Below are 25,661 nucleotides of genomic sequence, written 5' to 3'. Positions count from 1 at the left end.
TTGCAAATGAATCCGACAACCACCGTCGGATTTGATCAAAATTTGTGCTATATTCCGCGCCCGCGATTTCCCTGAACACCAGAACCGGTCACTGACATGCAAGCAGCCAAACCACTCTACGACTATCCCAAGTACTGGGCCGAATGCTTCGGGCCAGCACCGTTCCTGCCAATGAGCAGGGAGGAGATGGATCAGCTCGGCTGGGATTCCTGCGACATCATCATCGTGACCGGGGACGCCTACGTCGACCACGCGTCGTTCGGCATGGCCATCATCGGCCGCCTGCTGGAAGCCCAGGGCTTTCGGGTTGGCATCATCGCCCAGCCGAACTGGCAGTCCAAAGAAGACTTCATGAAGCTGGGCGAGCCGAACCTGTTCTTCGGCGTCGCGGCCGGCAACATGGACTCGATGATCAACCGCTATACCGCGGACAAGAAGATCCGCTCCGACGACGCCTACACCCCTGGCGGCATGGCCGGCAAGCGCCCAGACCGCGCCAGCCTGGTGTACAGCCAGCGTTGCAAGGAGGCGTACAAGCACGTGCCGATCGTGCTCGGTGGCATCGAGGCCTCGCTGCGCCGTATCGCCCATTACGATTACTGGCAGGACAAGGTCCGCCACTCGATCCTGATCGACGCCAGTGCCGACATCCTTTTGTATGGTAACGCCGAGCGGGCGATCGTCGAAGTCGCCCAGCGCCTGTCCCAGGGCGAGAGCATCGAGCACATCACCGACGTGCGCGGTACCGCGTTCGTGCGCCGTGACACGCCCCAGGGTTGGTTCGAGATCGACTCCACCCGCATCGACCGCCCAGGCCGGGTCGACAAGATCATCAACCCCTACGTCAACACCCAGGACACCCAGGCCTGCGCCATCGAACAGGCCAAGGGCGACGTGGAAGACCCGAACGAAGCCAAAGTGGTGCAGATTCTCGACAGCCCGGGCATGACCCGTGACAAGTCGGTGATTCGCCTGCCGTCGTTCGAAAAAGTGCGTAACGACCCGGTGCTGTACGCCCACGCCAACCGCGTGCTGCACCTGGAAACCAACCCTGGCAACGCCCGCGCCCTGGTGCAGAAACATGGCGAAGTGGATGTGTGGTTCAACCCACCACCCATCCCCATGACCACCGAAGAAATGGACTACGTGTTCGGCATGCCCTACGCGCGTGTCCCGCACCCGGCCTATGGCAAGGAGCGCATCCCGGCCTACGAGATGATCCGCTTCTCGGTGAACATCATGCGCGGCTGCTTTGGTGGCTGCACCTTCTGCTCGATCACCGAGCACGAAGGGCGGATCATCCAGAACCGCTCCCACGAATCGATCCTGCACGAGATCGAGGAGATGCGTGACAAGGTGCCAGGCTTCACCGGCGTGGTCTCCGACCTCGGCGGCCCGACCGCCAACATGTACCGCATCGCCTGCAAGAGCCACGAGATCGAGAAGCACTGCCGCAAGCCGTCGTGCGTGTTCCCGGGTATCTGCGAGAACCTCAACACCGACCACAGCTCGCTGATCGAGCTGTACCGCAAGGCGCGTGCCTTGCCGGGCGTGAAGAAGATCCTGATCGCCTCGGGCCTGCGCTACGACCTGGCGGTGGAATCGCCGGAGTACGTCAAGGAGCTGGTTACCCACCACGTGGGCGGCTACCTGAAGATTGCCCCGGAGCACACCGAGCGTGGCCCGCTGGACAAGATGATGAAGCCGGGTATCGGTTCCTATGACCGCTTCAAGCGCATGTTCGAGAAGTACTCGAAAGAGGCGGGCAAGGAGCAGTACCTGATCCCGTACTTCATCGCCGCGCACCCGGGCACCACCGACGAAGACATGATGAACCTGGCCTTGTGGCTCAAGGGCAACGGCTTCCGCGCCGACCAGGTGCAGGCGTTCTACCCGTCGCCAATGGCGTCGGCCACGGCGATGTACCACTCGGGCAAGAACCCGCTGCGCAAGGTGACCTACAAGAGCGAAGGGGTCGAGATCGTCAAGAGCGATGAGCAGCGCCGTCTGCACAAGGCGTTCTTGCGCTATCACGATCCGAAGGGCTGGCCAATGCTGCGCGAGGCGCTGGAGCGCATGGGCCGCGCCGACCTTATCGGGCCGGGCAAGCACCAGCTGATCCCGTTGCACCAGCCGCAGTCCGACAGCTACCAGAGTGCCCGGCGCAAGAACTCGACCCCAGCTGGCAGCCACAAGGTGGCCAAGGAACAGAAGATCCTGACCCAGCACACCGGCCTGCCACCGCGCGGCAGCGATGGCAGCAAGCCGTGGGACAAGCGTGAGAAGGCCAAGGCCGATGCGTTTGCCCGCAACCAGCAGGCGGCCAAGGAGCGTAAAGAAGCGGCCAAGGGCGGCAAGGCTGGCAAGAAGCCGCGTCAGCCTGTCATTCCGCGCTGAGTGATTCATTGCGGGGCTGCAAAGCAGCCCCAAAATGCCAAGCTCAATCAGGCTGCTTGTCGACCCACTTCGGCACCACCGGCGCGACGAACTCGTTCATCCCGTCCAGCAGCGCATCCGGCTGCTGACCCAGCAGCAACATGGCCCGATGCTGCGGCCGCACGAAACCTTCTTCGACGATATGGTCGAGGAACCCGCCCAGCTTTTCATAGAAGCCATTGACATCGAGCAGGCCCAGCGGCTTGGCGTGATAGCCCAGTTGCCCCCAGGTCCACACCTCAAACAACTCCTCCAGCGTACCCAGGCCACCCGGCAGTGCAATGAACGCATCGCTGAGTTCGGCCATGCGTGCCTTGCGCGCATGCATGCCATCGACCACTTCCAGGCGGGTCAGGCCTTTGTGGCCGACCTCGGCGTCCAGCAGGCTTTGCGGGATGATCCCGACCACTTCGCCACCTGCGGCCATGGCAGCGTCGGCGACGATGCCCATCAAGCCGACCGCGCCACCGCCATAGACCAGGGTCAGGCCGCGCCGGGCGATGGCCTGGCCAAGGGCGACGGCCGCTTCACGGTAGGCAGGGTTGGCGCCGATGCTGGCGCCGCAGAAGACACAAACGGAACGTACAGGCATTGCTCATCTCCAGTCACTCAGGGTGACAGGGTACGGCGCCTGCCTGGCAGTTCCAAGGCCGCTTTCACTCCGGCCGGGAGAATTCGCAGACGGCGCCAGTGGCACCCTGGGCGTAGGCGGCGAGCAGGCTGTTCAGAAAGCTGGGCATGGGCATTTGGTATTGCTCCTAAATGAGAGGTTGTCCCATCGTCTATTAAAAGGGCATGATGTGCCCTTAGATTGGTTGTATACAATCCATTGAACAATTCAACTGACTGGCCACTTGACACCCCCTTGACCCATATCAGCAAGGGGCTGAACGGTTTCAGGCAGTCTCGCAATTGATAAAACCCTGCCAAGGAGATTCATGATGTTTGCGAAAGCTGTAGCGGTATCCCTGCTGACCCTCGCCAGCGCCTCTGTCTTCGCCGCCGAGTGCTCGGTAACTGTCGACTCGACCGACCAGATGTCCTTCAATACCAAGGAAATCACCGTCGACAAGAGCTGCAAGGAATTCACCGTCAAACTGACCCATTCCGGCAACCTGCCGAAGAACGTCATGGGCCATAACCTGGTGATCAGCAAGACTGCCGACATGCAGGGCATTGCCACCGAAGGCATGACTCAAGGCCTGGATAAGGACTACATCAAGGCCGACAACGCCGGCATCATCGCTCACACCAAGATGATCGGCGCGCCAGAGAAAGAAACCGAAGTCAAATTCGACGCTACCAAGCTGGAAGCCGGCGGCGACTACAGCTTCTTCTGCACCTTCCCGGGCCACATCTCGATGATGAAGGGCAAGGTCGTCGTCAAGTAATGACGATGGCGTAGAGGGGGGCTTTGCCCTCCATTCGCGGGGCAAGTCGGATCGCCGCACCGCCGCTCCCACAGGCCTGATGCCAGTGGGGGCGGCGGTGCGGCGATCCGACTTGCCCCGCGAAGCTTTTACGGGGCGAACGGCAGTTCGCGCTTGTGCTGGGTCTTGCGGTAGGTGGCGACGATGATGTCGAACGCTTCCTGCTCGACTGGCTCACCCTGCAGGAACGCATCGATCTGCTGGTAGGTCACGCCATGTGACGCCTCGTCCGGCTTGCCCGGCGCCAGGTCTTCCAAGTCCGCTGTCGGGACCTTCTCCACCAGCGATTCCGGCGCACCGAAGCTGCGTGCAATCGCCCGCACCTGGTGCTTCACTAGCCCGCTCAGCGGCGCCAGATCGCACGCGCCATCACCAAATTTGGTAAAGAAGCCCATCACCGCTTCGGCCGCATGGTCGGTACCGATCACCAGGCCCGCGCGCGCGCCGGCGATCGTGTACTGCGCGACCATGCGCGTGCGTGCCTTGATATTGCCGACAACGAAGTCCACCAGGGTCGGCGAACCCCCTTGCAACGCCTCGGTTTCGGCCGCCAGTGCACGCACGGCGGGTGCGATGTCGACGGTGTGCACTTCATCGGCGTTGATCACCTCCAGGCAAGCCTGGGCGTCGTGCTCGTCGTGCTGCACCTGATAGGGCAGGCGCACGGCAATGAAGCGGTAGGCCGCATCGCCCGTTTCGGCACGCAGCTCGTTGATCGCGCGCTGGGCGAGCAGGGCGGCGGTCAAGGAATCGACACCGCCGCTGATGCCCAGTACCAACGTCTTGAGCCGGGCATTGGCCAGGCAGCCCTTGATGAACGCCACGCGCCGGGCCACTTCCTGGTCGAGCGCGGCAGCATCGGCGAACGGCGGCTGCACCTTGAGCGCTTGGGCAATCTCTCGCTGAACGGCTTGCATGGGTTACTCCTTGCTGGGGATTTTGAAAACGTGGCGCATGTAGGCAACGAAGTTTTCGTCGCGGCATTGGGTCTTGGCCGCCTCGTCGGAGATTTTCGCCACCGGCGAGCCGTTGCAGTCGGTCATTTTAAGCACGATGTTCATCGGTGCCACACCCGGGATGTCGCAGGTCAGGTTGGTGCCGATGCCGAAACTGACGTTGATGCGCCCGCGCAGGGCGCGGAAGATTTCCAGCGAGCGGGTCAGGTTGAGGCCGTCGGAAAACACCAGGGTCTTGGTCATGGGGTCGATGCCCAGCTTCTGGTAATGGGCGATGGCCTTTTCCGCCCAGGCCACCGGCTCGCCCGAATCGTGGCGCAGGCCGTCGAACAGCTTGGCGAAGTACAGATCGAAGTCGTTGAGGAAGGCGTCCATGGTGATGCAGTCGGTCAGGGCGATACCCAGCAGGCCGCGGTACTCGCGCACCCAGCAGTCCAGCGCGGCGATCTGGCTGTCGATCAGCCGCGGCCCAAGCTGTTGATGGGCCATGAACCATTCATGGGCCATGGTGCCCAGGGGCTTGATATCCAGTTTCCATGCCAGGTCGACGTTGCTGGTGCCGACGAAGCGGGCCGGGAAGTCATCGCGCAGTACCCGTACCACCTCTTCCTGCACGCGGCTGGAGAAGCGCCGACGGGTGCCGAAGTCGGCCACCTGCAGATCGGCCAGCTCATCTTCGCTGGCATGCGCACGCAGCCAGTCGAACTTGCGGTAGAGCTGGTCACGGGCTTCGGCCAGGCGCATGTGCGGGTGCAGGTGGCGGTTGCGCACTTCGCTGATCATGGCCAGCAAGGGCACTTCGAAGAGGATCACATGCAGCCAGGGGCCACGCAGGCGCAGGTACAGCTGATCGTTTTCGATGCCGATGCGCACGTAGCGCAAGTTGAAGCGGAATAGCCGCAGAAAGCGCAGGAAGTCGGGCTTGAGGAAGCTGATACGTTCGAGGAAGGCCAGTTGGCCGTCATCCAGGGTCAGCTCGCTGAGCCGTTCGAGCTGGTTGCGGATCTCACCGAGGTAAGGGCGCAGGTCTTCGCCGTTGCGGCAGCGGAATTCCCATTCCACGTCGGCGTCCGGGTAGTTGTGCAGCACGCCCTGCATCATGGTGAGTTTGTAGAAGTCGGTGTCGAGCAGGTTGAGCACGATGCGCTCGGCGAATGCGCTTTCGCTCATCAAGGGTGGCTCCAGAAGCGGCGAATGGCGGCCATTGTGCCACAGGTATTGGGATGAACTGGCTGGCGCTGGGGCGGGTTTATCCGCGAAGAGGCCAGCACCGGCAAAACAGGTGTTTTTCCGTGCACCAGCTAGCCTTCAAACGGTGCTGCCTGTAGCAGTCGCGCACCAGCGGTGTGCACTTCGGTGACGTCCGCTGTTACAGGGCGGTTGCACGTAAACACTTGCCAGGGTTGCAATGATGGCACTCGACGGTTGCTACTTGTCTGTACGTGTGGTGGCGCCTGCCGCAGGGCAGACGGTTGCACGCTCAATAAAGAAAAGGCCGTCGGTCGCCTGCTGGCGACCTTCACAGTGTGTTTTCCCGGAAGACAAAACCAATGGCACGGCCCTTGCTCAGAGCACAGGGTTGAGAAGTTGTAGTGCCAACCAAAAAAAACTCTAGGAGCACCACCTCATGTCGCAGACGTTTTACAAGAAAGGTTTCCTGGCACTGGCCGTAGCTACGGCACTGGGTGTTTCTTCGTATGTTCAGGCCGACGTAAAGATCGGCGTCGCGGGCCCGATGACCGGTGCCAACGCAGCGTTTGGCGAGCAGTACATGAAAGGTGCCCAGGCGGCAGCCGACGTGATCAACAAAGCCGGTGGCATCAACGGTGAGAAGATCGTCTTGGTGGCGGGTGATGATGCTTGCGAACCGAAGCAGGCCGTGGCCGTGGCCAACCGCCTGGCCGATCAGGACAAGGTGATCGGCGTGGTGGGCCACTTCTGCTCTTCGAACACCATCCCGGCGTCCGAGGTGTATGACGAAGCGGGCATCATCGCCATTACCCCGGGCTCGACCAACCCGCAAGTGACCGAGCGCGGCCTGAACGCCATGTTCCGCATGTGTGGCCGTGACGACCAGCAGGGCATCGTGGCCGGTGACTATATCGTCGATGTGCTCAAGGGCAAGAAGGTTGCCGTCGTGCACGACAAGGACACCTATGGTCAGGGCCTGGCCGATGCGACCAAGGCGCAGTTGGAGAAGCGCGGCGTCAAGCCTGTGCTGTACGAAGGCCTGACCCGTGGCGAGAAAGACTTCAGCGCGTTGGTGACCAAGATTCGCTCTACCGGTGCCGATGTGGTCTATTTCGGCGGCCTGCACCCGGAGGCCGGGCCACTGGTACGTCAAATGCGCGAGCAGGGCCTGAAGGACGTCAGGTTCATGTCCGATGACGGCATCGTCACCGACGAACTGGTAACCACCGCAGGCGGCGCCCCAAATGTCGACGGCGTGTACATGACCTTCGGCGCCGACCCACGTCTGCTGCCCGACAGCAAAGCCGTCGTGGAAGAGTTCCGCAAGAACGGTACCGAGCCTGAAGGTTACACCCTGTACGCCTATGCCTCGCTTCAAGCGCTGGCCGCCGCGTTCAATGGTGCCAAATCGAACAAGGGCGAAGAGGCTGCCACATGGCTCAAGGCCAACACGGTCAAGACCGTCATGGGCGATAAAAAGTGGGACAGCAAGGGCGACCTGACTGTGTCCGACTACGTGGTCTACCAGTGGAACAAGGACGGTAAGTACCACCAGCTGGAAAAACAAAAATAATAACGGCAGCCAGCCCGGGCACGCGCCCGGGCCAATGCCCCTGCGGTACCTGTCTTTATTCGGAGATCTGCACAGTTCTGCGCTGCGAGGGCCGCTTCATCCGGGACCTGCCGTGGTCGGTACTTGTGCAGTCTCACTCAGGTGAGATTGCGTTATGGATGGTATTTTCCTGCAGCAACTGGTCAACGGCCTGACCCTCGGGTCGGTCTATGGCCTGATCGCCATCGGCTACACAATGGTCTATGGCATTATCGGCATGATCAACTTCGCGCACGGCGAGGTGTATATGATTTCCGCGTACCTCGCGGCAATCAGCCTGGCATTGCTGGCCTATTTCGGCGTCGAGTCGTTCCCGCTGCTCATGCTGGGCACGCTGTTGTTCACCGTCGTCGTCACGGGCGTTTATGGCTTTACCATCGAACGCATCGCTTACAAGCCCCTGCGCAACTCCACCCGCCTGGCACCGCTGATCAGTGCCATCGGTATTTCGCTGATCCTGCAGAACTACGCTCAGATCAGCCAGGGCGCTCGCCAGCAAGGCGTGCCGACCCTGCTGGAAGGCGCCATGCGCATCGAAGTCGGCACCGGCTTCGTGCAACTGACCTACACCAAGATCTTCATCCTGATTGCCGCGTTCGTAGGCATGGGCCTGCTCACCTACGTGATCAAGTTCACCAAGCTCGGCCGCATGTGCCGCGCCACGCAGCAAGACCGCAAGATGGCCTCGATCCTGGGCATCAACACCGACCGGGTGATTTCCTACGTGTTCGTCATCGGTGCGGTAATGGCCGCCCTGGCGGGCGTGCTGATCACCATGAACTACGGCACCTTCGACTTCTACGCCGGCTTCATCATCGGCATCAAGGCGTTCACGGCGGCGGTACTGGGCGGCATCGGCTCGCTCCCGGGGGCCATGCTTGGCGGCATCATCCTGGGCATTTCCGAGTCGCTGTTCTCTGGCCTGATCAACTCCGACTACAAGGACGTGTTCAGCTTCTCGCTGCTGGTGCTGATCCTCATCTTCCGTCCCCAAGGCCTGCTGGGTCGCCCGCTCGTGGCTAAGGTGTGAACATGTCCACTGCCAAAACTGCCCCTGTTTCCGAAACCAACGGTTTCGACCTCAAACGCAGCCTGCTGGAGACCTTCGTCGCCGGCCTGCTGGCGCTCATTGTCTTTGGCCCGGTCGTCGGCGTGGTGCTCGACGGCTACACCTTCAATGCCGAACCCCGCCGCGTGGCATGGCTGGTCGGTGGTGTAATGGTCGGGCGCTTCCTGCTCAGCCTGTACCTGCAGAGCGGCGCTGGACGGCGCATGCTGCAAGGCTTCGACAGTGGTGGCTCGGGCGTGCATGTGAACGCGCCGAACTACAAGTCACGCCTGCGCTACATCATCCCGGCGCTGATCGTGATCGCCATCGTCTTCCCGATCTTTGCCAACAAGTACCTGCTGACCGTGGTCATCCTCGGCCTGATCTACGTATTGCTGGGCCTAGGGCTGAACATCGTGGTCGGCCTGGCCGGCCTGCTCGACCTGGGGTACGTGGCGTTCTATGCCATTGGCGCTTATGGCCTGGCGCTGGGCTACCAGTACCTGGGCCTGGGCTTCTGGAGCGTGCTGCCGCTGGCGGCCATCGCCGCAGCGCTGGCAGGGTGCATACTCGGCTTCCCGGTGTTGCGCATGCACGGTGACTACCTGGCGATCGTGACCCTGGGCTTTGGCGAGATCATCCGTCTGGTATTGAACAACTGGTTGTCGTTCACCGGCGGGCCGAACGGCATGCCGGCGCCGTCGCCAACCTTCTTCGGCCTGGAGTTCGGCCGTCGAGCCAAGGACGGCGGGGTGCCGATCCACGAGTTCTTCGGCTTCGATTACAACGCCAACCTCAAGTTCGTGTTCATCTACGCCGTATTGTTCCTGGTGGTGCTGGCGGTGCTGTACATCAAGCACCGGTTGACCCGCATGCCAGTCGGTCGCGCCTGGGAAGCGCTGCGTGAAGACGAGATCGCCTGCCGCTCGATGGGCCTGAATCACGTGCTGGTCAAGCTCTCGGCCTTCACCCTCGGGGCATCTACTGCGGGCATTGCTGGTGTGTTTTTCGCCACGTACCAGGGCTTCGTCAACCCGTCGTCGTTCACCTTCTTCGAGTCGGCGCTGATCCTTGCCATCGTGGTACTGGGCGGTATGGGTTCGACGGTGGGCGTAGTGATCGCAGCGTTCGTGCTGACTGTGGCCCCGGAGCTGCTGCGCAGCTTCTCCGAGTACCGCGTGCTGCTGTTCGGCGTGCTGATGGTGCTGATGATGATCTGGCGACCGCGTGGGCTGATCCGCATCAGCCGTACCGGTGTGGTTCCGCGTAAAGGAGTGGCGCCATGAGCGACGAAATCATTCTTTCGGTCGACAACCTGATGATGCAGTTTGGCGGCATCAAGGCGCTCAGCGATGTCAGCCTCAAGGTCCGGCGCAATCAGATCTTTGCCCTGATCGGCCCCAATGGTGCCGGCAAGACCACGGTGTTCAACTGCCTCACAGGCTTCTACAAGGCCAGCGGCGGGCGCATCGAACTGAACGTGCGCGGCAGCCAAACCAACGTCATCCAGTTGCTCGGCGAGCGCTTCCAGGCGGCCGACTTCGTATCGCCCGCACGCTTTGCCAACCGCCTGTACTACAAGATGTTCGGCGGCACCCACCTGGTGAACCGGGCAGGCCTTGCCCGGACTTTTCAGAACATTCGCTTGTTCAAGGAAATGTCGGTGGTGGAGAACCTGCTGGTGGCCCAGCACATGTGGGTCAACCGCAACCTGCTGGCCGGGGTGCTCAACACCAAGGCCTACCGCAAGGCCGAGAGCGATGCCCTGGACCATGCGTTCTACTGGCTGGAGGTGGTCGATCTGGTCGATTGCGCCAACCGCCTGGCCGGTGAGTTGTCGTACGGCCAGCAGCGGCGCCTGGAAATTGCCCGGGCCATGTGCACGCGGCCGAAGATCATCTGCCTGGACGAACCGGCTGCCGGCCTCAACCCGCAGGAAACCGAGGCCCTGAGTGGCATGATCCGCGTGCTGCGCGACGAGCACGACATCACCGTGGTGCTGATCGAACACGACATGGGCATGGTCATGAGCATCTCCGACCACATCGTCGTGCTCGACCATGGCAACGTGATCGCCGAAGGCGCGCCACAGGAAATCCGCAACAACCCGACGGTGATTGCCGCCTACCTGGGTGCAGACGAAGAGGAACTGGTATGAGTGCACCCATTCTCGAGCTCAAGGACCTGGATGTGTTCTACGGGCCGATCCAGGCGCTGAAGAAGGTGTCGATGCACATCAACGAGGGCGAGACGGTGAGCCTGATCGGCGCCAACGGTGCCGGCAAGTCGACCCTGCTGATGTCGATTTTCGGCCAGCCGCGCGCCGCGTCGGGGCACATCGTGTACCGCGGCACCGACATCACCCGCAAGTCGTCGCACTACATCGCCTCCAACGGCATTGCCCAGTCGCCGGAAGGGCGGCGGGTATTCCCCGACATGACCGTCGAAGAAAACCTGATGATGGGCACCATCCCGATTGGCGACAAATATGCCAAGGAGGACATGGAGCGCATGTACGAACTGTTCCCGCGGTTGAAGGAGCGGCGTACCCAGCGGGCGATGACCATGTCGGGGGGCGAGCAGCAGATGCTCGCCATCGCCCGTGCGCTGATGAGCCGGCCGAAGTTGCTGCTGCTCGATGAGCCGTCGCTGGGGCTGGCGCCGATTGTGGTCAAGCAGATCTTCGCCACCTTGCGTGAGCTGGCCAAGACCGGCATGACCATTTTCCTGGTGGAGCAGAACGCCAACCATGCGCTGAAACTGTCGGACCGGGCGTATGTGATGGTCAACGGAGAAATCCGCATGACCGGGACGGGGCAAGAGTTGTTGGTGAATGAAGAGGTGCGTAGCGCCTATCTGGGCGGGCACTGAGTTGATTCGGGGGCTGCAAAGCAGCCCCCGCTGTAAATGTGGACAACTTGCTGCACATCGCTCCCAGGCCTCCACACAACTCCAACCTAGGCCATTGTTTCCACAGCCTTGTTTTACCCACGGATAATGTGGAGCCGCCTGTGGAAAACATGGGTGCACCTCGCTGTAGCCCTTTGCTGTCGAGGCCTGCAGGTATCTGATCGTTTTTTGATCGGTTTGCCCTTGTGGATGATTTTTCAGGGATTTTTAACCACATGCAGCTGTGTGTAATCGCTTTGGGCACCTGTGTATAACTCTGTGCAAAACCCTTGGACATACCGCTGCAAGCGGCATGGTTGAAAGCCTTGCGCCATCACTAAAAAGATATCCACCGACCCTGGAACGCTGAAAGGTTTCCGCTACCCCGACAAGTTGCCCCCAATCTGTGGGGAAAGCCTTGTGGATAACATGCGCATACATGACGCCAGGCCCTCTGCAACGGGGCTTTCGCCGATATGGTCAATATTTGATCAGTTGCCTCAATGGCTTGCTGCCTGCGTAGCACGAAGGCATGCTGCAACCCCCTGCCGAAATTAATCCACAGCGAGGAACAGAGCATGACGTCCACCGTATTCATCACTGGCGCGACTTCCGGTTTCGGTGAAGCTACCGCCCGACGTTTCGCCGAGGCCGGCTGGAAGCTGATCCTCACTGGCCGGCGTAAAGAGCGCCTGGACGCCCTGTGTGCCGAACTGTCGGCCAAGACCGACGTGCACGGGCTGGTCCTGGATGTGCGCGACCGCAACGCCATGGAACATGCCATCGCCACGCTGCCGCCCGGTTTTGAGAAGCTGCGCGGCCTGGTCAACAACGCAGGCCTGGCGCTGGGCGTCGATGCGGCGCAGAACTGCAGCCTGGACGACTGGGAAACCATGGTCGACACCAACATCAAGGGCCTGATCTACACCACGCGCCTGCTGCTGCCTCGGTTGATCGCACACGGCCGCGGCGCGTCGATCCTCAACGTAGGTTCGGTGGCGGGCAATTACCCGTACCCGGGCAGCAACGTGTATGGCGGCACCAAGGCGTTTGTCGGGCAGTTTTCCCTGAGCCTGCGCTGCGACCTGCGCGGCACTGGCGTGCGCGTCAGCAACATCGAGCCGGGGCTGTGCGAGAGCGAGTTCTCGTTGGTGCGTTTCGGTGGCGACCAGGCCAAGTACGACGCCACCTACGCGGGTGCAGAGCCGATCCAGCCGCAGGATATTGCCGAGACCATCTTCTGGATCCTCAACCAGCCTGCGCACATCAACATCAACAGCCTGGAGCTGATGCCGGTGAGCCAGGACTGGGCAGGGTTCTCGATCGACCGGTCGCCCAAGGGCTGATCAGCATCCCCGGGCGTGCCCATGGCACGCCCATGCTGCCGCAGGCCTTCAGTTGTCTCGGAAAGTCTCGTTGGGGTTCAGAAGTTGCAGGGCTTGCAGCATATCGTTGACGACATCAGCGAGCATGGCATCTTCTCTACTCGGCTGCCCCTCGACATACCTCAAAAGGCTTGCAAGCAAACCAAGCTTTCGCTCATGCAGCAGTTTGTTCTTCTCAAGCTTGGAAGCCGCGATGTCCTTACCGGTAGCCTCAATTTCAGTTTGAAAGTGAGCCTTCAGAATTTCGTTGCCCGTGACTGAACTCCTCGTTAGGGGAGCCTTTACGCTATCAACGCGTCTTGAGAACCGAAACTGGTAAAAATGTCAGGTCATTCCAAGCGCTGCAGCCCTGCCAGGCAGGTCGCCAAGTGATAAGGCGTAGTCGAAGGCATGTCATGCCGGCTGACAGCGCCTTCGCCGTCCCGGCATTCATACCAGCCGCCGTCATGCAGGAACCGCTGCGTCATCGCCTGCAACTGCTGCGCAAGCTTGGCTTCGTTGCCTGAGCGCAACACCAGTGCCCGCAGGTACTCCGCCTGGGCCCAGATCCGCTGGGTGGCATCGATGACCTTGCCGTCCACAGCCAGCATTGCCAATACCGCCGAATCCTTTACCCCGCACTGCTCGGCATAATCGAACGCCCGGGCAATGGCGCCATGCAGCGGGGTGCCGCGTAACAGTGGCGAGGTGTCGAGCAGGTAGAACCATTCGAACTGATGCCCCGGTTCGAACCAGTTATCCACAGCATCGCGTGGTTTTTCCAGCATCAAGCCGTGCTGCGGTTCGATGAACTGTGCCAGCAGGGCATCGCACAACTGCAGCAGTGCCTGCTGCACGCTGGCATCTTCACGCACGGCAAGCACCTGCAGGAAGGCTTCGGCCAAGTGCATCTGGGGGTTCTGCAGCGGGCCACTGCCAAGGTCGGCCCAGTCTTCAGCGAGGCTGGCCTCGTACAGGCCGTCGTCGCGGGCGAACTGCGTGCTGACGATTGCCAGGGCAGCGTTCAGCGCAGACTCCACCAGGCTGTCGTGGACCTTGCCCCAGTAATGCGCGCAGGCAAACACGATGAACGCGTGGGTGTAGAGGTCCTTGCGCCGGTCCAGTGGCTTGCCTTCGGCATCGATGCTGTAGAACCAGCCGCCGTGCTCGGCATCGTGGAAATGCCGCTGCAGCGAGCGGAACAACGCCGCTGCCCGCTCTGCCGCGCCCGGCTGCTCGATGCGGCTGCTGAACAGGTACAGCTGGCGCGCGCAGGCCATCGCTCGATAGCGCTGAACCGGCAACGGCCGGTGCTGGGCATCGAGGGCCTCGAAGGGCAGGGCCATTTCGACGTTCCAGCCCGGGCCTTGCCACAGCGGCACGATAAGCTCGGCAAAGTGCTGGTTGAAGCGGGCCAGTTCGGGCGGAGTGGGGCGGGGGTCGGACATGAATGCGCTCGTCACAATCGGGCAGTGCGCCATGGTAGCAGAACTGCGCTTCAGCCCGGGTTACCCAGGCCTTGCCAGTGCCGCGCGCCGACGAAGATGAAGCGCAGCTGTTGGGTGATCTTTTCCTGCGCGGACAGCGCCTGTGGATAACCTGAATCAGGGTTGTCGATCAGCTCGGGCAGTGTGGCAAATACCGTCTTCACGACCAGGTCGGCCATCACCGCTAGTGCTGCACCGTCCAGGTGCTGCCAGCGTTTCATGCGCGCAAGGTCGGTGGCCAGGTCGTCACTGATGTCCTGGCGCAGGCGGGCAATCGCCTGGCGTACCGCCTGCGAGCCACCGTATTGCTCACGGGCCAGGAACAGGAACTGCGCCCGGTGGGCGGCGACCACGTCGAGGAAGATGCGCACCGAGGCGTCGGTGATGCCGCCAAACTCGAATTCGTTCTGGCGCACCAGACGGATGGTCTGGCGGAAGGTGGTATCGACCTCGGCCACCAGAGCCAGGCCCAGGGCGTCCATATCGGGAAAATGCCGGTAGAAACCGGTGGGTACGATACCTGCCGTTTTCGCCACTTCGCGCAGGCTGATGCTGCCGAAACCACGGCCACTCTCCATCAGCTGGCAGGCGGCATCGAGCAGGGCCTGGCGGGTCTGTAGCTTCTGTTCGGCACGCGGCAGCATGGGTCAGGGTTCTGTGTCGGTCGAGGCAGGGCACTCTAGATAATAAAACGAAGCCCGGTCAATGGACCGGGCTTGGAGGTGAGCAGGCATTGTGCCGCAGGTTGTTATTTTCGGCCATGGCGATCAGCTCACACGGCTGAGTTCAACCAGGCGATCCGAGCCACCTTCGGCCACTCGGCCGGAGCGTTCGATCAAGCGGTCCGAACCGCCTTCGGCTACCCGGCCAGTGCGTTCGATCAAGCGGTCCGAGCCACCTTCGGCGACGCGGCCAGTGCGTTCGATCAGGCGGTCCGAGCCACCTTCGGCGACGCGGCCAGTGCGTTCGATCAGGCGGTCCGAACCACCTTCGGTAACCGTTTTCAGGGGCTGGGCGATTTCAGCGGCGCTGGAGCGCGATTCGGCGGTCAGGTGCTGGTCAGCAGCCGGCAGGGCGAAGGCGTTGGCAGCAAGGATCGACAGGGTCAGGGTCAGCAGGTGGCGTTTCATGAGTAGTTGCTCCTCTGGGGGGCTGGAAAGTGGGTACGAAGCCAATGCTACGCCCGGTAACGCCAGAGAAAAGTTCATAAGGATAATGGTAACAATCGACAGCATTGATAGAGCTTTTTGGAGGCTCTAGCACGGTTGTTTCGACATGCTTGGTGGCTTTTGGCCTTCATCTTTGCCAGGTAACGCAACGCCGTTGCCCAGACCAAATGCTGAGCAAGGCGCCAGGAAAAACTTCGTTATCATGGCGCCACCGATAAAACCCAGCGGGTTTTCATCAGTCCGAGTTAATGAGTGCCACCGGTGCCCGCTTTGTGCCATGCCGTCAGGAGAATCACGCAATGACGCGACCCGCCAGAATCCTTGTCTGGACCCTTGCCACCCTGTTGACCCTGTTGGCGATACTGGTGGTGGTAATCGCCACCTTCGACTGGAACCGCGTCAAGCCGTTGCTCAACGAGAAGGTTTCCGAGGCCCTGCATCGGCCTTTCGCAATCAATGGCAACCTTGCGGTGCAGTGGCGTACCGAGCCCGAAGAAGGCGGTTGGCGGGCGTGGGTGCCGTGGCCGCACTTCATTGCCGAGGACTTGACCCTGGGCAACCCAGACTGGCTCAAGGAACCGAAAATGGTCGCCCTCGAGCGTGTCGAGTTCCGCCTGGCGCCACTGCCACTGGTGTTCCAGCAGATCGTCATCCCCCGCATCAACCTGACCAAGCCCACCGCCAGCCTGACTCGACTGGCCGATGGCCGTGCCAACTGGACCTTCGACTTCGGCCCCAAGGATGAAAACGCAGAACCCTCGAAATGGCAGCTGGACATCGGTGCCATCGGTTTTGACCAAGGCAATGTCAGCCTTGATGACCAGACCCTGAAGACCAGCATGAAGGTACAGATCGACCCGCTGGGCAAGCCGATACCCTACAGCGACATCGTCGGCAAGGCGCGGGCCGAGAAAACGGCGGGCGCCCAGGACTATGCCTTCGGCCTCAAGGCCCAGGGCCGCTACAAAGGGCAGCCGGTGTCCGGCACCGGCAAGATCGGTGGCCTGCTGGCGCTGCAGGACGCCAGCCAACCGTTCCCGTTGCAGGCTGACGTGCGCATCGCCGACACCCACGTGGTGCTCGCCGGCACCCTGACCGACCCGCGTAACCTGGGCGCCCTGGACCTGCGCCTGCGCCTGTCCGGCAAGAGCCTGGGCAACCTCTACCCGCTGACCGGCGTGACCCTGCCGGACACCCCGGCCTACGCCACTGATGGCCACCTCACTGCCAACCTGCATGCCGCGCAAGGTGCGACCTTCAATTACCAGGGGTTCAACGGCAAGATCGGCGACAGCGACATCCACGGCGACCTGGCCTTCGTGGCCAGCCAGCCGCGGCCCAAGCTCTCCGGCAAGCTGGTCTCCAACCAGCTGCTGTTCAAGGACCTCGCGCCGCTGATCGGTGCCGACTCCAACGCCGAGCAGAAGGCTCGCGGGGGCGCCAGCAAGCAGCCGACGGGCAAGGTATTGCCGGTCGAGGAGTTCCGCACCGAACGCTGGCGCGCCATGGACGCCGACGTCGAGTTTGCCGGCAAGCGCATCGTCCACAGCGAGCAGTTGCCGTTCAACGACCTGTCTGCCCACGTGATCCTCGAAGACGGCCTGCTGCGCTTGGAGCCGCTGCGCTTTGGCGTGGCCGGTGGCAACCTGGCCTCCAGGATCCGCCTCGATGGCCGCAGCGTACCGTTGCAGGGGCGGGCGCAGTTGACCGCGCGGGGCTTCAAGCTCAAGCAACTGTTCCCCACCTTCGCGCCGATGCAGACCAGCTTCGGCGAACTCAACGGCGATGCCGACATCACCGGCCGCGGCAACTCGGTGGCGGCGCTGCTGGGGACGGCCAATGGCGACCTGCGCATGCTGATCAACGATGGCGCGATCAGCCGCAGCCTGATGGAAATTGCCGGCCTCAACGTGGGCAACTACGTGGTTGGCAAGTTGTTCGGTGACGAGGATGTGCAGATCAACTGCGCGGCGGCCGACGTCGGGATCAAGGATGGGCTGGCGAGCACACGCCTGTTCATCTTCGATACCGAGAACGCGATCATCTACATCAACGGCACGGCGAATTTTGCCAGTGAGCAGTTGGACCTGAAGGTGACCCCGGAGTCGAAGGGGCTGCGGCTGTTCTCGCTGCGTTCGCCGCTGTATGTACGCGGGCCGTTTGCCAAGCCGAGTGCGGGTGTGCAGGCGGTGCCGCTGGCCTTGCGCGGGGCGGGGATGGTGGCCTTGGGGGTGGTTGCGGGCCCCGCGGCGGGGCTGCTGGCACTGATTGCGCCTAGCAGTGGGGACGAACCGAACCAGTGCACGCCGTTGTTGCAGCAGATGAAGGCGGGCAAGGCGCCGGCGGCGGTCAAAGGCAAGAAATAATGTAAGGGGCCGCTCTGCGGCCCATTCGCGGCACAAGGCCGCTCCCACAACACCGAGCAATACTTGTGGGAGCGGCCTTGTGCCGCGAATGGGCTGCAGGCAGCCCCCTTTCGATTACAAACCTTGCAACAGATCGGACATATCGTCTGCGTGCTCTTCTTCCTGCGCCAGGATGTCTTCGAAGATGCGCCGCGTGGTCGGGTCCTTGTCACCAATGTACTGAATGATCTCGCGGTAGCTGTCGATCGCAATTCGCTCGGCCACCAGGTCTTCCAGCACCATTTCTTTCAGGTTATTGCCCGCCACATATTGGGCATGGGAGTTCTTGGTCAGGTTGTCGGGGTTGAAGTCCGGTTCGCCGCCCAACTGCACGATCCGCTCGGCCAGCTTGTCGGCGTGCTCGGCTTCCTGGTTGGCATGCTCCAGAAACTCTTCGGCCGCCACGCTCGCCTTGATCCCGCTGGCCATGAAGTAGTGGCGCTTGTAGCGCAGCACGCAGACCAGCTCGGTGGCCAGCGACTCGTTGAGCAGGCGCAGGATCTCTTGGCGGTCGGCATGGTAGCCCTCGGTCACGGCGCCTTGCTCGACGTGCTGGCGGGCACGTTCGCGCAGGGTTTGCACATCGGTCAGTTCAACGTTGCTCATGGTTATCTCCAAAAAGATCAGGACGGGTGGTCAAGGTGTTGCGTAGGCTCACGCGCCGGGTACGGCTTCGCTGTCCTCTTCTCGTTGCTTGCAAGTTTTGAAGCCCTTGGCATCGACATGGCCGGTGGCGTCGAAGCGCACGTAGTACGCCTGTTGCTTGCCGTCGCGGTTGAGGATGTAGTCGTTGCAGGTGCCGCCGTGGGGCAGGTCGATCGCATTGGATGGGCTGCCACCAATGGCGATCACTTTCTGCATGGTCATGCCGTGCTCCACTTGCTTGACCAGCGGCTCGTCACGGTAGGTGACGTAGTCCACCGGGTTCTCCGGTCGGCTGCCGCAAGCGGCAAGTGTTGCGCTGGCCAGAAGGATTGCCAGGGTCTGTTTGTACATGGTCCCGCTCCTTGCTCAGGGTCTGTTTGGTTTGGAACCGCACGGCGCGCCAGGAGTTCGATTGCGATGGTCATCCAGGCCGCTGTAGTGTTGGCCGGTCGACCACGCAAAGGGGCAGGGGCTATGCCGCAGGAATTGGCCACGCGATACCCACTGGTGCTGGTGCCGGGCATGCTCGGTTTCGTCCGGGTGCTGCTCTACCCCTACTGGTTCGGCATCGTGCCGGCCCTGCGCAAGGGCGGGGCGCAGGTGTTCCCCGTGCAAGTCTCGCCGTTGCACGCCAGTGAGGTGCGGGGTGAACAGTTGCTGGGGATCATCGAAGCCATCTGCCAGCGCACCGGTGCCGACAAGGTCAACCTGATTGGCCACAGCCAGGGCGCCTTGGACGCGCGCTATGCCGCGGCCAAACGGCCTGAGCGGGTGGCCTCGGTGACGTCCGTGGCGGGGCCCAACCATGGCTCGGAACTGGCCGACCACCTGCACCGTACGGCGCCGGGCGACTCGCCGCAGGGGCGTATCCTCAAAGGCGCGCTGCACGGCCTGGCGGTGCTGCTGGTGTGGCTGGAAACCGGCTGGCGCCGCGAGCCATTGCCCATCGACGTGCACGCCTCGCACCAGGCGCTGACCAGTGCCGGGGTGGCGCTGTTCAACCAGGCTTATCCACAGGGCCTGCCCGACACCTGGGGCGGCGAAGGGCCGGCAGAGGTCAACGGCGTACGCTACTACTCCTGGTCAGGCACCTTGCAGCCCGGCCTGACCGACCAGGGGCGCAACCGCTTTGACGGCAGCAACCGCTTCTGCCGCCTGTTCGCCCGCCGTTTCGTCAAGGAAAAGGGCCATTGCGATGGCATGGTCGGGCGCTTCAGCTCGCACCTGGGGCAGGTGATCGGCGACGACTACCCGCTCGACCACCTGGACATCGTCAACCAGTCGCTCGGCGCCGTGGGCAAGGGCGCCGAGCCGGTGCGCCTGTTCACCGAGCACGCCGCCCGGCTCAAGGCTGCGGGGCTGTAAGGCTGCGGCGTACGGGTGTGGTCCAGCGCTCGGCCAGGATCACCCCCAGCAGGGTCAACAGGCCGCCGACCAGGTGGTAGCTGGCCAGCTGTTCATCGAGCACCCCAGCGGCGATCAGCGCGGTGACCAAGGGCAGCAGGTTGAAGAACAGCGTGGTGCGGCTTGGCCCCAGGCGGTGCACGGCCTGCATCCACACCAGCGGGGCGATCATCGAGGCCAGCACGCAGGCGTACAGCACCAGGCCGACGTTGTGGGCATTCAGGCCGGTCTTGTCCGACAGCAGGAACAGCGGCAGCAACACGACGATGGCCACCAGCACCTGCAGGTACAGCAACTGCAAGGGCGGCAGGCGCAATTGCCATTTTTTCAGCAGGAAGCTGTACAGCGCATAGGCCAGGGTGGCCACCAGCATCAGCAGGTCGCCGCTGTTCAGGCCCTGTTCCAGCAAGGCCCCGGGTTGGCCTGCGCTGACCACTTCAAGCACGCCGAAAAACGACACCAGGGCCCCGACCAGGGCGCCGAAGGTCAGGCGCTGGCCGAGCCAGGCAATCGACAGCGCCAGCGACATCAATGGCATCAGCGAGAGGATGATGCCCATGTTGGTGGCGCTGGTGATGCTGGCGGCGAAGTACGCCAGGCTCTGGTACAACGCCATGCCCAGCACGCCGAGGACGAACACCTTGCCCAGGTGCGGGCGGATGGCTGCACGGTTGCGCCACACGGCGGGCAGCAGGAAGGGGGTGAACAGCAGGCCGGCCAGCAGCCAGCGGTAGAAGCCGATCTCGGCGGGGTGGATGGCACCGGCCGACAGCTTGGTGACCACGGTGTTGCCGGCCCAGATAAGGATGGCGGTGAGGGGGAACAGGTAATTCATAAAGGTGCAACTCTGGGTGAGACCAGGAATTTTGGGCTGCTGCGTAGCAGGCCCAGGCTGCCCGGCATTATCCGTTGTCTGTCCGCAAGCCTATACTTGTATCCAGACAATCCGCCCTTCAAAGCAGACAGCATGCCGCGCAAATACCTCGACATCCCTGGTTTCGACCGGCTCCCGGCGCCGGTGTACTTGCGCCACGACGAGTTCGGCGCCGATACCCACAGCGCCCCCCACCGCCACGCCTGGGGCCAGCTGAACTACGCGGCCCACGGTGTCATGCACCTGGATGTCGAAGGCCAGCGCTTCCTCTCGCCGCCGCACTACGCCGTGTGGGTGCCACCGGGCATCGAGCATGGCTGTTACAACCCCCAGGCCATCGTCTACCGCTCGCTCTACCTGGACCGCAGCTTGTGCACCGGGTTGCCGCAGCAGCCGTGCAGCCTGGTCATCAGCGACATCCTCAAGGCCATCCTCGGCGACTTCGCCCGGCGTGACCTGAACGTGGCGCAGGACGAACGCGACCAGCGCCTGGTGCAGGTGCTGCTCGACCAGTTGCTGCTGGCGCCGACCCAGACCTGCTACTTGCCCTTCGCCCGCAGCGAGGGCCTGGGCCAGGTGCTCGATGGCTTGAGCCGTGCCCCGGGCGACAATCGCCCGCTGGCCGATTGGGCGCGGCAGGTGCATGTCAGCGAACGTACCCTGGCCCGCCAGTTCATCCGCGAACTGGGCATCGGTTTTGGCGAGTGGCGCCTGCGCCTGCGCTTTCTGCGTGCCATCGAGATGCTGGAGGCAGGCTTGCCGATCCAGGCCATTGCCTTCGACCTCGGCTACAGCAGCGCCTCGGCCTTCATCGCCATGTTCCAGCGCCAGGCCAATTGCACACCGGAGCAGTACCGGCGTCAGGCGCGGGCTGGCGGCTGAAATGAGTGTAAAAAATCTTGTCTACACTCAGTGGCACCACCGTGCATCGGGCGCGGAGACAAGGAGACCACTCCATGAAGCTGCTGCAAATGCCATTGCTGGTGTTGGCTTTATTGTTCAGCGCACAGGGGTTCGCCGCCACTGCGCAACAGGAGAAGATGACCTCGTGCAACGCCGACGCCAGCGCCAAGGCGCTCAAGGGCGATGAACGCAAGGCGTTCATGAGCAACTGCCTGAAGAAGAGCGTACCTGCAACCCAGCAGGAAAAGATGAAGACCTGCAACGCCGACGCCAGCACCAAGGCACTCAAGGGTGACGAGCGCAAGGCGTACATGAGCGACTGCCTGAAGAAGAAATGACCTGCGCCTATGCCTGTAGGGCGAAGGCTGGCAGACTGCGGGTCTTTTCCGTTGTCTGCCCCTGAGGCTGTATGACCTTCACCCCCCGCCAGATCACCCTGGCCAGTTGGATCATCGTGTTTGCCGGCCTGTTGCTGGCGCTGCCCCTGAAGTTGCTGCCGAGCCTGCTTGCCGGTTTGCTGGTGTTCGAACTGGTCAACATGCTGACGCCGCGGTTGCAGCCACTGATCGCCGGGCAGCGCGCCCGCTGGCTGGCCGTGGCCCTGCTCGGCACGTTGGTGGTCATTACTCTGACCCTGCTGATTGCCGGCGCATTCAGCTTCCTGCTGCACGAGGCGGAGAACCCCGGGGCTTCGCTGGACAAGTTCATGGCCTTGGTCGAGCGGGCCCGTGGGCAACTGCCGCCGTTCATCGAAGGCTACCTGCCGGCCAGTGCCGCCGAGTTCAAGGTGGCCATCGGCGACTGGCTCAAAAGCCACCTGGGCGAGCTGCAACTGGTAGGCAAGGGCATGGCGCACATGTTCGTCACCTTGCTGATCGGCATGATCCTCGGCGCCATCGTGGCCTTGCAGCGTATCCCCGACATTTCTCGGCGCAAACCGTTGGCCGCAGCCTTGTTCGAACGCTTGAGCCTGCTGGTGCAGGCGTTTCGCAACATTGTCTTCGCGCAGATCAAGATTTCGCTGCTCAACACCACCTTCACCGGCATCTTCCTGGCCGTGGTGCTGCCGATGTTCGGGGTGCATCTGCCGCTGACCAAGACGCTGATCGTGCTGACCTTCCTGCTTGGGCTGCTGCCGGTGATCGGCAACCTGATGTCCAACACCCTGATCACCATCGTCGGGTTGTCATTGTCGATCTGGGTGGCGATGGCGGCGTTGGGGTATCTGATCGTCATCCACAAGGTCGAGTACTTCCTCAACGCGCGGATCGTGGGTGGGCAGATCAGTGCCAAGTCGTGGGAACTGCTGCTGGCGATGCTGGTGTTCGAGGCGGCATTCGGCTTGCCGGGGGTGGTGGCGGGGCCGATCTACTATGCGTATCTGAAGAGCGAGCTGAAGCGAGTGGAACTGGTTTGAGCTGAGATCTTGGGGCCGCTTTGCGGCCCCAAGATCGTTCAGATAACGCCGTAGCGTTTGCGTGCCTCGATCGCCAACCCGCTGCCAATGCTGCCAAAGATGTTGCCTTCCACATGCCGTGCATTGGGCAACATCGCCGCCACGCTGTTACGCAGCGCCGGAATCCCGCTGGACCCCCCGGTAAAGAACACCGTATCCACTTGCCCTTCGCTCACACCGGCCTTGTTCAGCAGCTCGCTGACACTGCCGCGCACGCGCTCCAGCAGGCTATCGATCGCTTCTTCGAACACCGCACGGGTCAGCTCGGCGGTCAGCTCAGGCTCGACACGGCGCAGGTCGATGCGGCGGCTGTCCTGTTCGGTCAGCTCGATCTTGCTGGCTTCCACTTCCATCGCCAGCCAGTGGCCGGCGCGCTGTTCGATCAGCTGGAACAGGCGGTCGATACCGAGGGTGTCCTCGATGTCGTAACGCATGTTGCCCAGGGCCAGCTGCGACTTCTGCGAGTACAAGGCGTTGATGGTGTGCCAGGTGGCCAGGTTGAGGTGGTAGCTGGTCGGCATCAACGCACCGCTCTTCATCCGGCTGCCATAGCCGAACAACGGCATCACGCCCTGCAGGCTCAGCTGCTTGTCGAAATCGGTACCGCCGATGTGCACGCCACCGGTGGCGAGGATATCGCTTTGGCGTTCGGCCACCAGGTGGCGCTCGGGCGACAGGCGGATCAGGGTAAAGTCGGAGGTACCCCCGCCGATATCGACGATCAGTACCAGCTCTTCACGGCTGATGCTCGACTCGTAGTCGAAGGCTGCGGCAATCGGTTCGTACTGGAACGACACGTCCTTGAAGCCGATCTTGCGCGCCACGTCGGCCAGGGTGTCTTCGGCTTCCTGGTCGGCGGCCGGGTCTTCATCGACGAAGAACACCGGGCGGCCCAGCACGACCTGGTCGAAGCTGCGCTCGGCGGCGGTTTCGGCGCGCTTTTTCAGTTCGCCGATGAACATGCCCAGCAAGTCCTTGAACGGCAAGGCGCTGCCCAGCACGCTGGTGTCGTGCTTGATCAGCTTGGAGCCGAGCAGGCTCTTGAGCGAGCGCATCAGGCGGCCTTCGTAGCCTTCCAGGTACTCGTGCAGCGCCAGGCGGCCATACACCGGGCGACGCTCCTCGATGTTGAAGAAGACCACCGAAGGCAAGGTGATCTTGCCGTCTTCCAAGGCAATCAGCGACTCAAGGCCAGGGCGGTGCCAGCCGACCGTGGAGTTGGAGGTGCCAAAGTCGATGCCAAGGGCACGGGCCGGGGATACGTCAGACATGGGAAAAAGGTTTCCGGAGGCAAAACGGCCGCGCAGTTTATGCCAGTTGGCAACAGAATCAAGACCAGTCGTCTGCCATACAGCAATCCCAAGCGGCCCTTGAAAGGCTATGCTTGACCCCTATCTTCAGTGGCAACACGCAAATTCACATTGGTGATCCATAAATGGACTTCAAAGACTATTACAAGATACTTGGCGTAGAGCCCACGGCGGACGAAAAGGCGATCAAGGCCGCCTACCGCAAGCTGGCACGCAAGTATCACCCCGATGTCAGCAAGGAGCGCGACGCCGAGGACAAGTTCAAAGAGGCCAACGAGGCCTATGAAGTGCTCGGTGACGCGCAGAAACGTGCCGAATTCGACGAAATCCGCAAGTACGGTGGCCAACATGGCCGGCCGTTCCAGGCGCCGCCGGGCTGGGAAAACCGCGGCGGGGGTGCGGGCGGTGGTTTCGAAGGCGGTGACTTCTCCGACTTCTTCAGCTCGATTTTTGGCGCGCGGGGGGGCAACCCCTTTGGCGGCGCCCGGCAACAGCGCAGCGCAGGCAGGCGAGGGCAGGACGTGGAGTTGGAACTGGCGGTATTCCTTGAAGAGACCCTGAGCAAGGAGTCCAAGCAGATCAGTTTCCAGGTGCCGCAGACCAATGCCGCCGGGCAGCGCACCGGGTTCACCACCAAGACCCTGAACGTCAAGATCCCCGCCGGGGTGACCGACGGCGAGCGCATTCGCCTCAAGGGCCAGGGTGCGCCGGGCAGTGGCGGCGGGCCCAACGGCGACCTGTTCCTGACCATCCGCATGGCACCGCACCCGCTGTTCGATGTCGAAGGCCATGACCTGATCATCACCGTGCCACTGGCACCGTGGGAGGCGGCACTGGGCGCCAAGGTGGCGGTGCCGACCCTGGACGGCAAGATCAACCTGACCATCCGTCCCGACAGCCAGAGCGGCCAGCGCCTGCGCGTACCGGGCAAGGGCCTGGCCAACAAGCAGGGCGAGCGCGGCAACCTCTATGCGCAGCTCAAGGTGGTCATGCCGACTGCATCCGACGAGTCGACCCGTGAACTGTGGGCCAAGCTTTCCGAGAAGGCCGCGTTCAACCCGAGGGCACAATGGAGTAAGTGA

Annotated in this window: 25 protein-coding genes; 15 read left to right on the top strand and 10 right to left on the bottom strand. The window is 62.4% G+C overall.

Annotation, left to right across the window (positions count from 1 at the left end):
• Nucleotides 1–96: 96 nt before the first annotated feature.
• Nucleotides 97–2,397, top strand: coding sequence for a YgiQ family radical SAM protein (locus tag PC358_RS18820; RefSeq protein ID WP_033701797.1), 2,301 nt, complete (start codon nucleotides 97–99; stop codon nucleotides 2,395–2,397).
• Between the two features lie 43 nt (nucleotides 2,398–2,440).
• Here the strand turns inward: PC358_RS18820 and PC358_RS18815 are convergent, their stop codons facing one another.
• Nucleotides 2,441–3,028 carry an LOG family protein gene (locus tag PC358_RS18815; protein WP_033701796.1) on the bottom strand — a complete coding sequence of 196 codons (588 nt, stop codon included), beginning with the start codon at nucleotides 3,026–3,028 and terminating at the stop codon, nucleotides 2,441–2,443.
• 349 nt (nucleotides 3,029–3,377) lie between these two features.
• Between PC358_RS18815 and azu the strand changes: the two genes are divergently transcribed.
• Nucleotides 3,378–3,827: an azurin gene (azu, locus tag PC358_RS18810; protein WP_033701795.1), complete on the top strand. Its 450-nt coding sequence runs from the start codon at nucleotides 3,378–3,380 to the stop codon at nucleotides 3,825–3,827.
• Between the two features lie 128 nt (nucleotides 3,828–3,955).
• On the opposite strand, the gene nadE is transcribed toward azu, so the two are convergent.
• Both nadE and pncB read right to left on the bottom strand, forming a co-directional pair.
• Nucleotides 3,956–4,783: an ammonia-dependent NAD(+) synthetase gene (gene nadE, locus PC358_RS18805; protein ID WP_033701794.1), complete on the bottom strand. Its 828-nt coding sequence runs from the start codon at nucleotides 4,781–4,783 to the stop codon at nucleotides 3,956–3,958.
• 3 nt (nucleotides 4,784–4,786) lie between these two features.
• A complete protein-coding gene (gene pncB, locus PC358_RS18800; protein ID WP_033701793.1) occupies nucleotides 4,787–5,992 on the bottom strand; it encodes a nicotinate phosphoribosyltransferase in 1,206 nt (401 codons plus the stop codon).
• A gap of 457 nt (nucleotides 5,993–6,449) precedes the next feature.
• Here pncB and PC358_RS18795 point away from each other — a divergent pair, with 457 nt between their 5' ends.
• The 7 genes from PC358_RS18795 (at nucleotide 6,450) to PC358_RS18765 (ending at nucleotide 13,208) form a co-directional block, all read left to right on the top strand.
• Nucleotides 6,450–7,586 carry a branched-chain amino acid ABC transporter substrate-binding protein gene (locus PC358_RS18795; RefSeq protein WP_033701791.1) on the top strand — a complete coding sequence of 379 codons (1,137 nt, stop codon included), beginning with the start codon at nucleotides 6,450–6,452 and terminating at the stop codon, nucleotides 7,584–7,586.
• Nucleotides 7,587–7,740: 154 nt separating this feature from the next.
• On the top strand, nucleotides 7,741–8,655 hold the full coding sequence (locus PC358_RS18790; RefSeq protein ID WP_033701789.1) for an ABC transporter permease subunit: 915 nt from the start codon (nucleotides 7,741–7,743) through the stop codon (nucleotides 8,653–8,655).
• A gap of 2 nt (nucleotides 8,656–8,657) precedes the next feature.
• Nucleotides 8,658–9,959, top strand: a complete 1,302-nt coding sequence (gene livM / locus PC358_RS18785; RefSeq protein ID WP_033701788.1) for a high-affinity branched-chain amino acid ABC transporter permease LivM — start codon at nucleotides 8,658–8,660, stop codon at nucleotides 9,957–9,959.
• Nucleotides 9,956–10,831: an ABC transporter ATP-binding protein gene (locus PC358_RS18780; protein WP_033701787.1), complete on the top strand. Its 876-nt coding sequence runs from the start codon at nucleotides 9,956–9,958 to the stop codon at nucleotides 10,829–10,831. Before livM ends, PC358_RS18780 begins: the two co-directional genes overlap by 4 nt.
• Nucleotides 10,828–11,544: an ABC transporter ATP-binding protein gene (locus PC358_RS18775; RefSeq protein ID WP_033701785.1), complete on the top strand. Its 717-nt coding sequence runs from the start codon at nucleotides 10,828–10,830 to the stop codon at nucleotides 11,542–11,544. Before PC358_RS18780 ends, PC358_RS18775 begins: the two co-directional genes overlap by 4 nt.
• Before the next feature lie 596 nt (nucleotides 11,545–12,140).
• On the top strand, nucleotides 12,141–12,908 hold the full coding sequence (locus tag PC358_RS18770; protein WP_033701784.1) for an SDR family oxidoreductase: 768 nt from the start codon (nucleotides 12,141–12,143) through the stop codon (nucleotides 12,906–12,908).
• Nucleotides 12,909–13,001: 93 nt separating this feature from the next.
• Nucleotides 13,002–13,208 carry a hypothetical protein gene (locus PC358_RS18765; protein WP_033701783.1) on the top strand — a complete coding sequence of 69 codons (207 nt, stop codon included), beginning with the start codon at nucleotides 13,002–13,004 and terminating at the stop codon, nucleotides 13,206–13,208.
• A gap of 68 nt (nucleotides 13,209–13,276) precedes the next feature.
• Here the strand turns inward: PC358_RS18765 and PC358_RS18760 are convergent, their stop codons facing one another.
• The 3 genes from PC358_RS18760 to PC358_RS18750 all read right to left on the bottom strand — a co-directional run bounded on the left by PC358_RS18760 (nucleotide 13,277) and on the right by PC358_RS18750 (nucleotide 15,543).
• Nucleotides 13,277–14,374 (bottom strand): AGE family epimerase/isomerase, encoded by a 1,098-nt coding sequence (locus PC358_RS18760; protein WP_033701782.1) that lies wholly within the window; start codon nucleotides 14,372–14,374, stop codon nucleotides 13,277–13,279.
• A 50-nt stretch (nucleotides 14,375–14,424) separates the two neighbouring features.
• Nucleotides 14,425–15,057 carry a TetR family transcriptional regulator gene (locus tag PC358_RS18755; protein WP_033701781.1) on the bottom strand — a complete coding sequence of 211 codons (633 nt, stop codon included), beginning with the start codon at nucleotides 15,055–15,057 and terminating at the stop codon, nucleotides 14,425–14,427.
• Between the two features lie 123 nt (nucleotides 15,058–15,180).
• A complete protein-coding gene (locus PC358_RS18750; protein WP_033701780.1) occupies nucleotides 15,181–15,543 on the bottom strand; it encodes a hypothetical protein in 363 nt (120 codons plus the stop codon).
• A 338-nt stretch (nucleotides 15,544–15,881) separates the two neighbouring features.
• Here PC358_RS18750 and PC358_RS18745 point away from each other — a divergent pair, with 338 nt between their 5' ends.
• The gene (locus tag PC358_RS18745; protein WP_033701779.1) at nucleotides 15,882–17,948 is read left to right on the top strand and encodes an AsmA family protein; all 2,067 of its coding nucleotides are present in this window, start codon (nucleotides 15,882–15,884) and stop codon (nucleotides 17,946–17,948) included.
• 114 nt (nucleotides 17,949–18,062) lie between these two features.
• On the opposite strand, the gene PC358_RS18740 is transcribed toward PC358_RS18745, so the two are convergent.
• Both PC358_RS18740 and osmE read right to left on the bottom strand, forming a co-directional pair.
• Nucleotides 18,063–18,593: a ferritin-like domain-containing protein gene (locus tag PC358_RS18740; protein WP_033701778.1), complete on the bottom strand. Its 531-nt coding sequence runs from the start codon at nucleotides 18,591–18,593 to the stop codon at nucleotides 18,063–18,065.
• Nucleotides 18,594–18,641: 48 nt separating this feature from the next.
• Complete coding sequence (gene osmE, locus PC358_RS18735) at nucleotides 18,642–18,983, bottom strand: osmotically-inducible lipoprotein OsmE (protein WP_033701777.1); 342 nt, start codon at nucleotides 18,981–18,983, stop codon at nucleotides 18,642–18,644.
• A gap of 123 nt (nucleotides 18,984–19,106) precedes the next feature.
• On the opposite strand from osmE, the gene PC358_RS18730 reads away from it, so the two are divergent.
• The gene (locus PC358_RS18730) at nucleotides 19,107–19,997 is read left to right on the top strand and encodes an esterase/lipase family protein (RefSeq protein ID WP_033701776.1); all 891 of its coding nucleotides are present in this window, start codon (nucleotides 19,107–19,109) and stop codon (nucleotides 19,995–19,997) included.
• On the opposite strand, the gene PC358_RS18725 is transcribed toward PC358_RS18730, so the two are convergent.
• Nucleotides 19,978–20,871, bottom strand: coding sequence for a DMT family transporter (locus PC358_RS18725; protein WP_033701775.1), 894 nt, complete (start codon nucleotides 20,869–20,871; stop codon nucleotides 19,978–19,980). The genes PC358_RS18730 and PC358_RS18725 overlap by 20 nt on opposite strands.
• A 132-nt stretch (nucleotides 20,872–21,003) precedes the next feature.
• On the opposite strand from PC358_RS18725, the gene PC358_RS18720 reads away from it, so the two are divergent.
• From PC358_RS18720 to PC358_RS18710, 3 genes are all read left to right on the top strand, one after another.
• Nucleotides 21,004–21,792 (top strand): AraC family transcriptional regulator, encoded by a 789-nt coding sequence (locus tag PC358_RS18720; protein ID WP_033701774.1) that lies wholly within the window; start codon nucleotides 21,004–21,006, stop codon nucleotides 21,790–21,792.
• A 74-nt stretch (nucleotides 21,793–21,866) separates the two neighbouring features.
• A complete protein-coding gene (locus tag PC358_RS18715) occupies nucleotides 21,867–22,151 on the top strand; it encodes a PsiF family protein (RefSeq protein WP_033701773.1) in 285 nt (94 codons plus the stop codon).
• Nucleotides 22,152–22,222: 71 nt separating this feature from the next.
• Nucleotides 22,223–23,230 (top strand): AI-2E family transporter, encoded by a 1,008-nt coding sequence (locus tag PC358_RS18710; RefSeq protein ID WP_033701772.1) that lies wholly within the window; start codon nucleotides 22,223–22,225, stop codon nucleotides 23,228–23,230.
• A 38-nt stretch (nucleotides 23,231–23,268) separates the two neighbouring features.
• Here the strand turns inward: PC358_RS18710 and PC358_RS18705 are convergent, their stop codons facing one another.
• A complete protein-coding gene (locus tag PC358_RS18705) occupies nucleotides 23,269–24,540 on the bottom strand; it encodes an Hsp70 family protein (RefSeq protein ID WP_033701770.1) in 1,272 nt (423 codons plus the stop codon).
• Nucleotides 24,541–24,704: 164 nt separating this feature from the next.
• Between PC358_RS18705 and cbpA the strand changes: the two genes are divergently transcribed.
• A complete protein-coding gene (gene cbpA / locus PC358_RS18700; RefSeq protein WP_033701769.1) occupies nucleotides 24,705–25,661 on the top strand; it encodes a curved DNA-binding protein in 957 nt (318 codons plus the stop codon).

The organism is Pseudomonas capeferrum (assembly GCF_000731675.1).
GTDB classification, from domain to species: Bacteria; Pseudomonadota; Gammaproteobacteria; order Pseudomonadales; family Pseudomonadaceae; genus Aquipseudomonas; species Aquipseudomonas capeferrum.
This window is presented reverse-complemented; position numbering and strand designations above follow the sequence as displayed.

Excerpts from the sequence above, each read along its gene's own strand:
- PC358_RS18775 (WP_033701785.1), top strand. The coding sequence starts at position 10,828 with ATGAGTGCACCCATTCTCGAGCTCAAGGACCTGGATGTGTTCTACGGG.
- PC358_RS18820 (WP_033701797.1), top strand. The coding sequence starts at position 97 with ATGCAAGCAGCCAAACCACTCTACGACTATCCCAAGTACTGGGCCGAA.
- PC358_RS18715 (WP_033701773.1), top strand. The coding sequence starts at position 21,867 with ATGAAGCTGCTGCAAATGCCATTGCTGGTGTTGGCTTTATTGTTCAGC.
- PC358_RS18815 (WP_033701796.1), bottom strand. The coding sequence starts at position 3,028 with ATGCCTGTACGTTCCGTTTGTGTCTTCTGCGGCGCCAGCATCGGCGCC.
- PC358_RS18755 (WP_033701781.1), bottom strand. The coding sequence starts at position 15,057 with ATGCTGCCGCGTGCCGAACAGAAGCTACAGACCCGCCAGGCCCTGCTC.
- PC358_RS18730 (WP_033701776.1), top strand. The coding sequence starts at position 19,107 with ATGCCGCAGGAATTGGCCACGCGATACCCACTGGTGCTGGTGCCGGGC.
- PC358_RS18760 (WP_033701782.1), bottom strand. The coding sequence starts at position 14,374 with ATGTCCGACCCCCGCCCCACTCCGCCCGAACTGGCCCGCTTCAACCAG.
- PC358_RS18750 (WP_033701780.1), bottom strand. The coding sequence starts at position 15,543 with ATGAAACGCCACCTGCTGACCCTGACCCTGTCGATCCTTGCTGCCAAC.
- PC358_RS18740 (WP_033701778.1), bottom strand. The coding sequence starts at position 18,593 with ATGAGCAACGTTGAACTGACCGATGTGCAAACCCTGCGCGAACGTGCC.
- PC358_RS18745 (WP_033701779.1), top strand. The coding sequence starts at position 15,882 with ATGACGCGACCCGCCAGAATCCTTGTCTGGACCCTTGCCACCCTGTTG.
- livM (WP_033701788.1), top strand. The coding sequence starts at position 8,658 with ATGTCCACTGCCAAAACTGCCCCTGTTTCCGAAACCAACGGTTTCGAC.
- PC358_RS18705 (WP_033701770.1), bottom strand. The coding sequence starts at position 24,540 with ATGTCTGACGTATCCCCGGCCCGTGCCCTTGGCATCGACTTTGGCACC.
- PC358_RS18770 (WP_033701784.1), top strand. The coding sequence starts at position 12,141 with ATGACGTCCACCGTATTCATCACTGGCGCGACTTCCGGTTTCGGTGAA.
- nadE (WP_033701794.1), bottom strand. The coding sequence starts at position 4,783 with ATGCAAGCCGTTCAGCGAGAGATTGCCCAAGCGCTCAAGGTGCAGCCG.
- PC358_RS18725 (WP_033701775.1), bottom strand. The coding sequence starts at position 20,871 with ATGAATTACCTGTTCCCCCTCACCGCCATCCTTATCTGGGCCGGCAAC.
- PC358_RS18780 (WP_033701787.1), top strand. The coding sequence starts at position 9,956 with ATGAGCGACGAAATCATTCTTTCGGTCGACAACCTGATGATGCAGTTT.
- PC358_RS18710 (WP_033701772.1), top strand. The coding sequence starts at position 22,223 with ATGACCTTCACCCCCCGCCAGATCACCCTGGCCAGTTGGATCATCGTG.
- PC358_RS18720 (WP_033701774.1), top strand. The coding sequence starts at position 21,004 with ATGCCGCGCAAATACCTCGACATCCCTGGTTTCGACCGGCTCCCGGCG.
- azu (WP_033701795.1), top strand. The coding sequence starts at position 3,378 with ATGTTTGCGAAAGCTGTAGCGGTATCCCTGCTGACCCTCGCCAGCGCC.
- pncB (WP_033701793.1), bottom strand. The coding sequence starts at position 5,992 with ATGAGCGAAAGCGCATTCGCCGAGCGCATCGTGCTCAACCTGCTCGAC.
- PC358_RS18790 (WP_033701789.1), top strand. The coding sequence starts at position 7,741 with ATGGATGGTATTTTCCTGCAGCAACTGGTCAACGGCCTGACCCTCGGG.
- cbpA (WP_033701769.1), top strand. The coding sequence starts at position 24,705 with ATGGACTTCAAAGACTATTACAAGATACTTGGCGTAGAGCCCACGGCG.
- osmE (WP_033701777.1), bottom strand. The coding sequence starts at position 18,983 with ATGTACAAACAGACCCTGGCAATCCTTCTGGCCAGCGCAACACTTGCC.
- PC358_RS18795 (WP_033701791.1), top strand. The coding sequence starts at position 6,450 with ATGTCGCAGACGTTTTACAAGAAAGGTTTCCTGGCACTGGCCGTAGCT.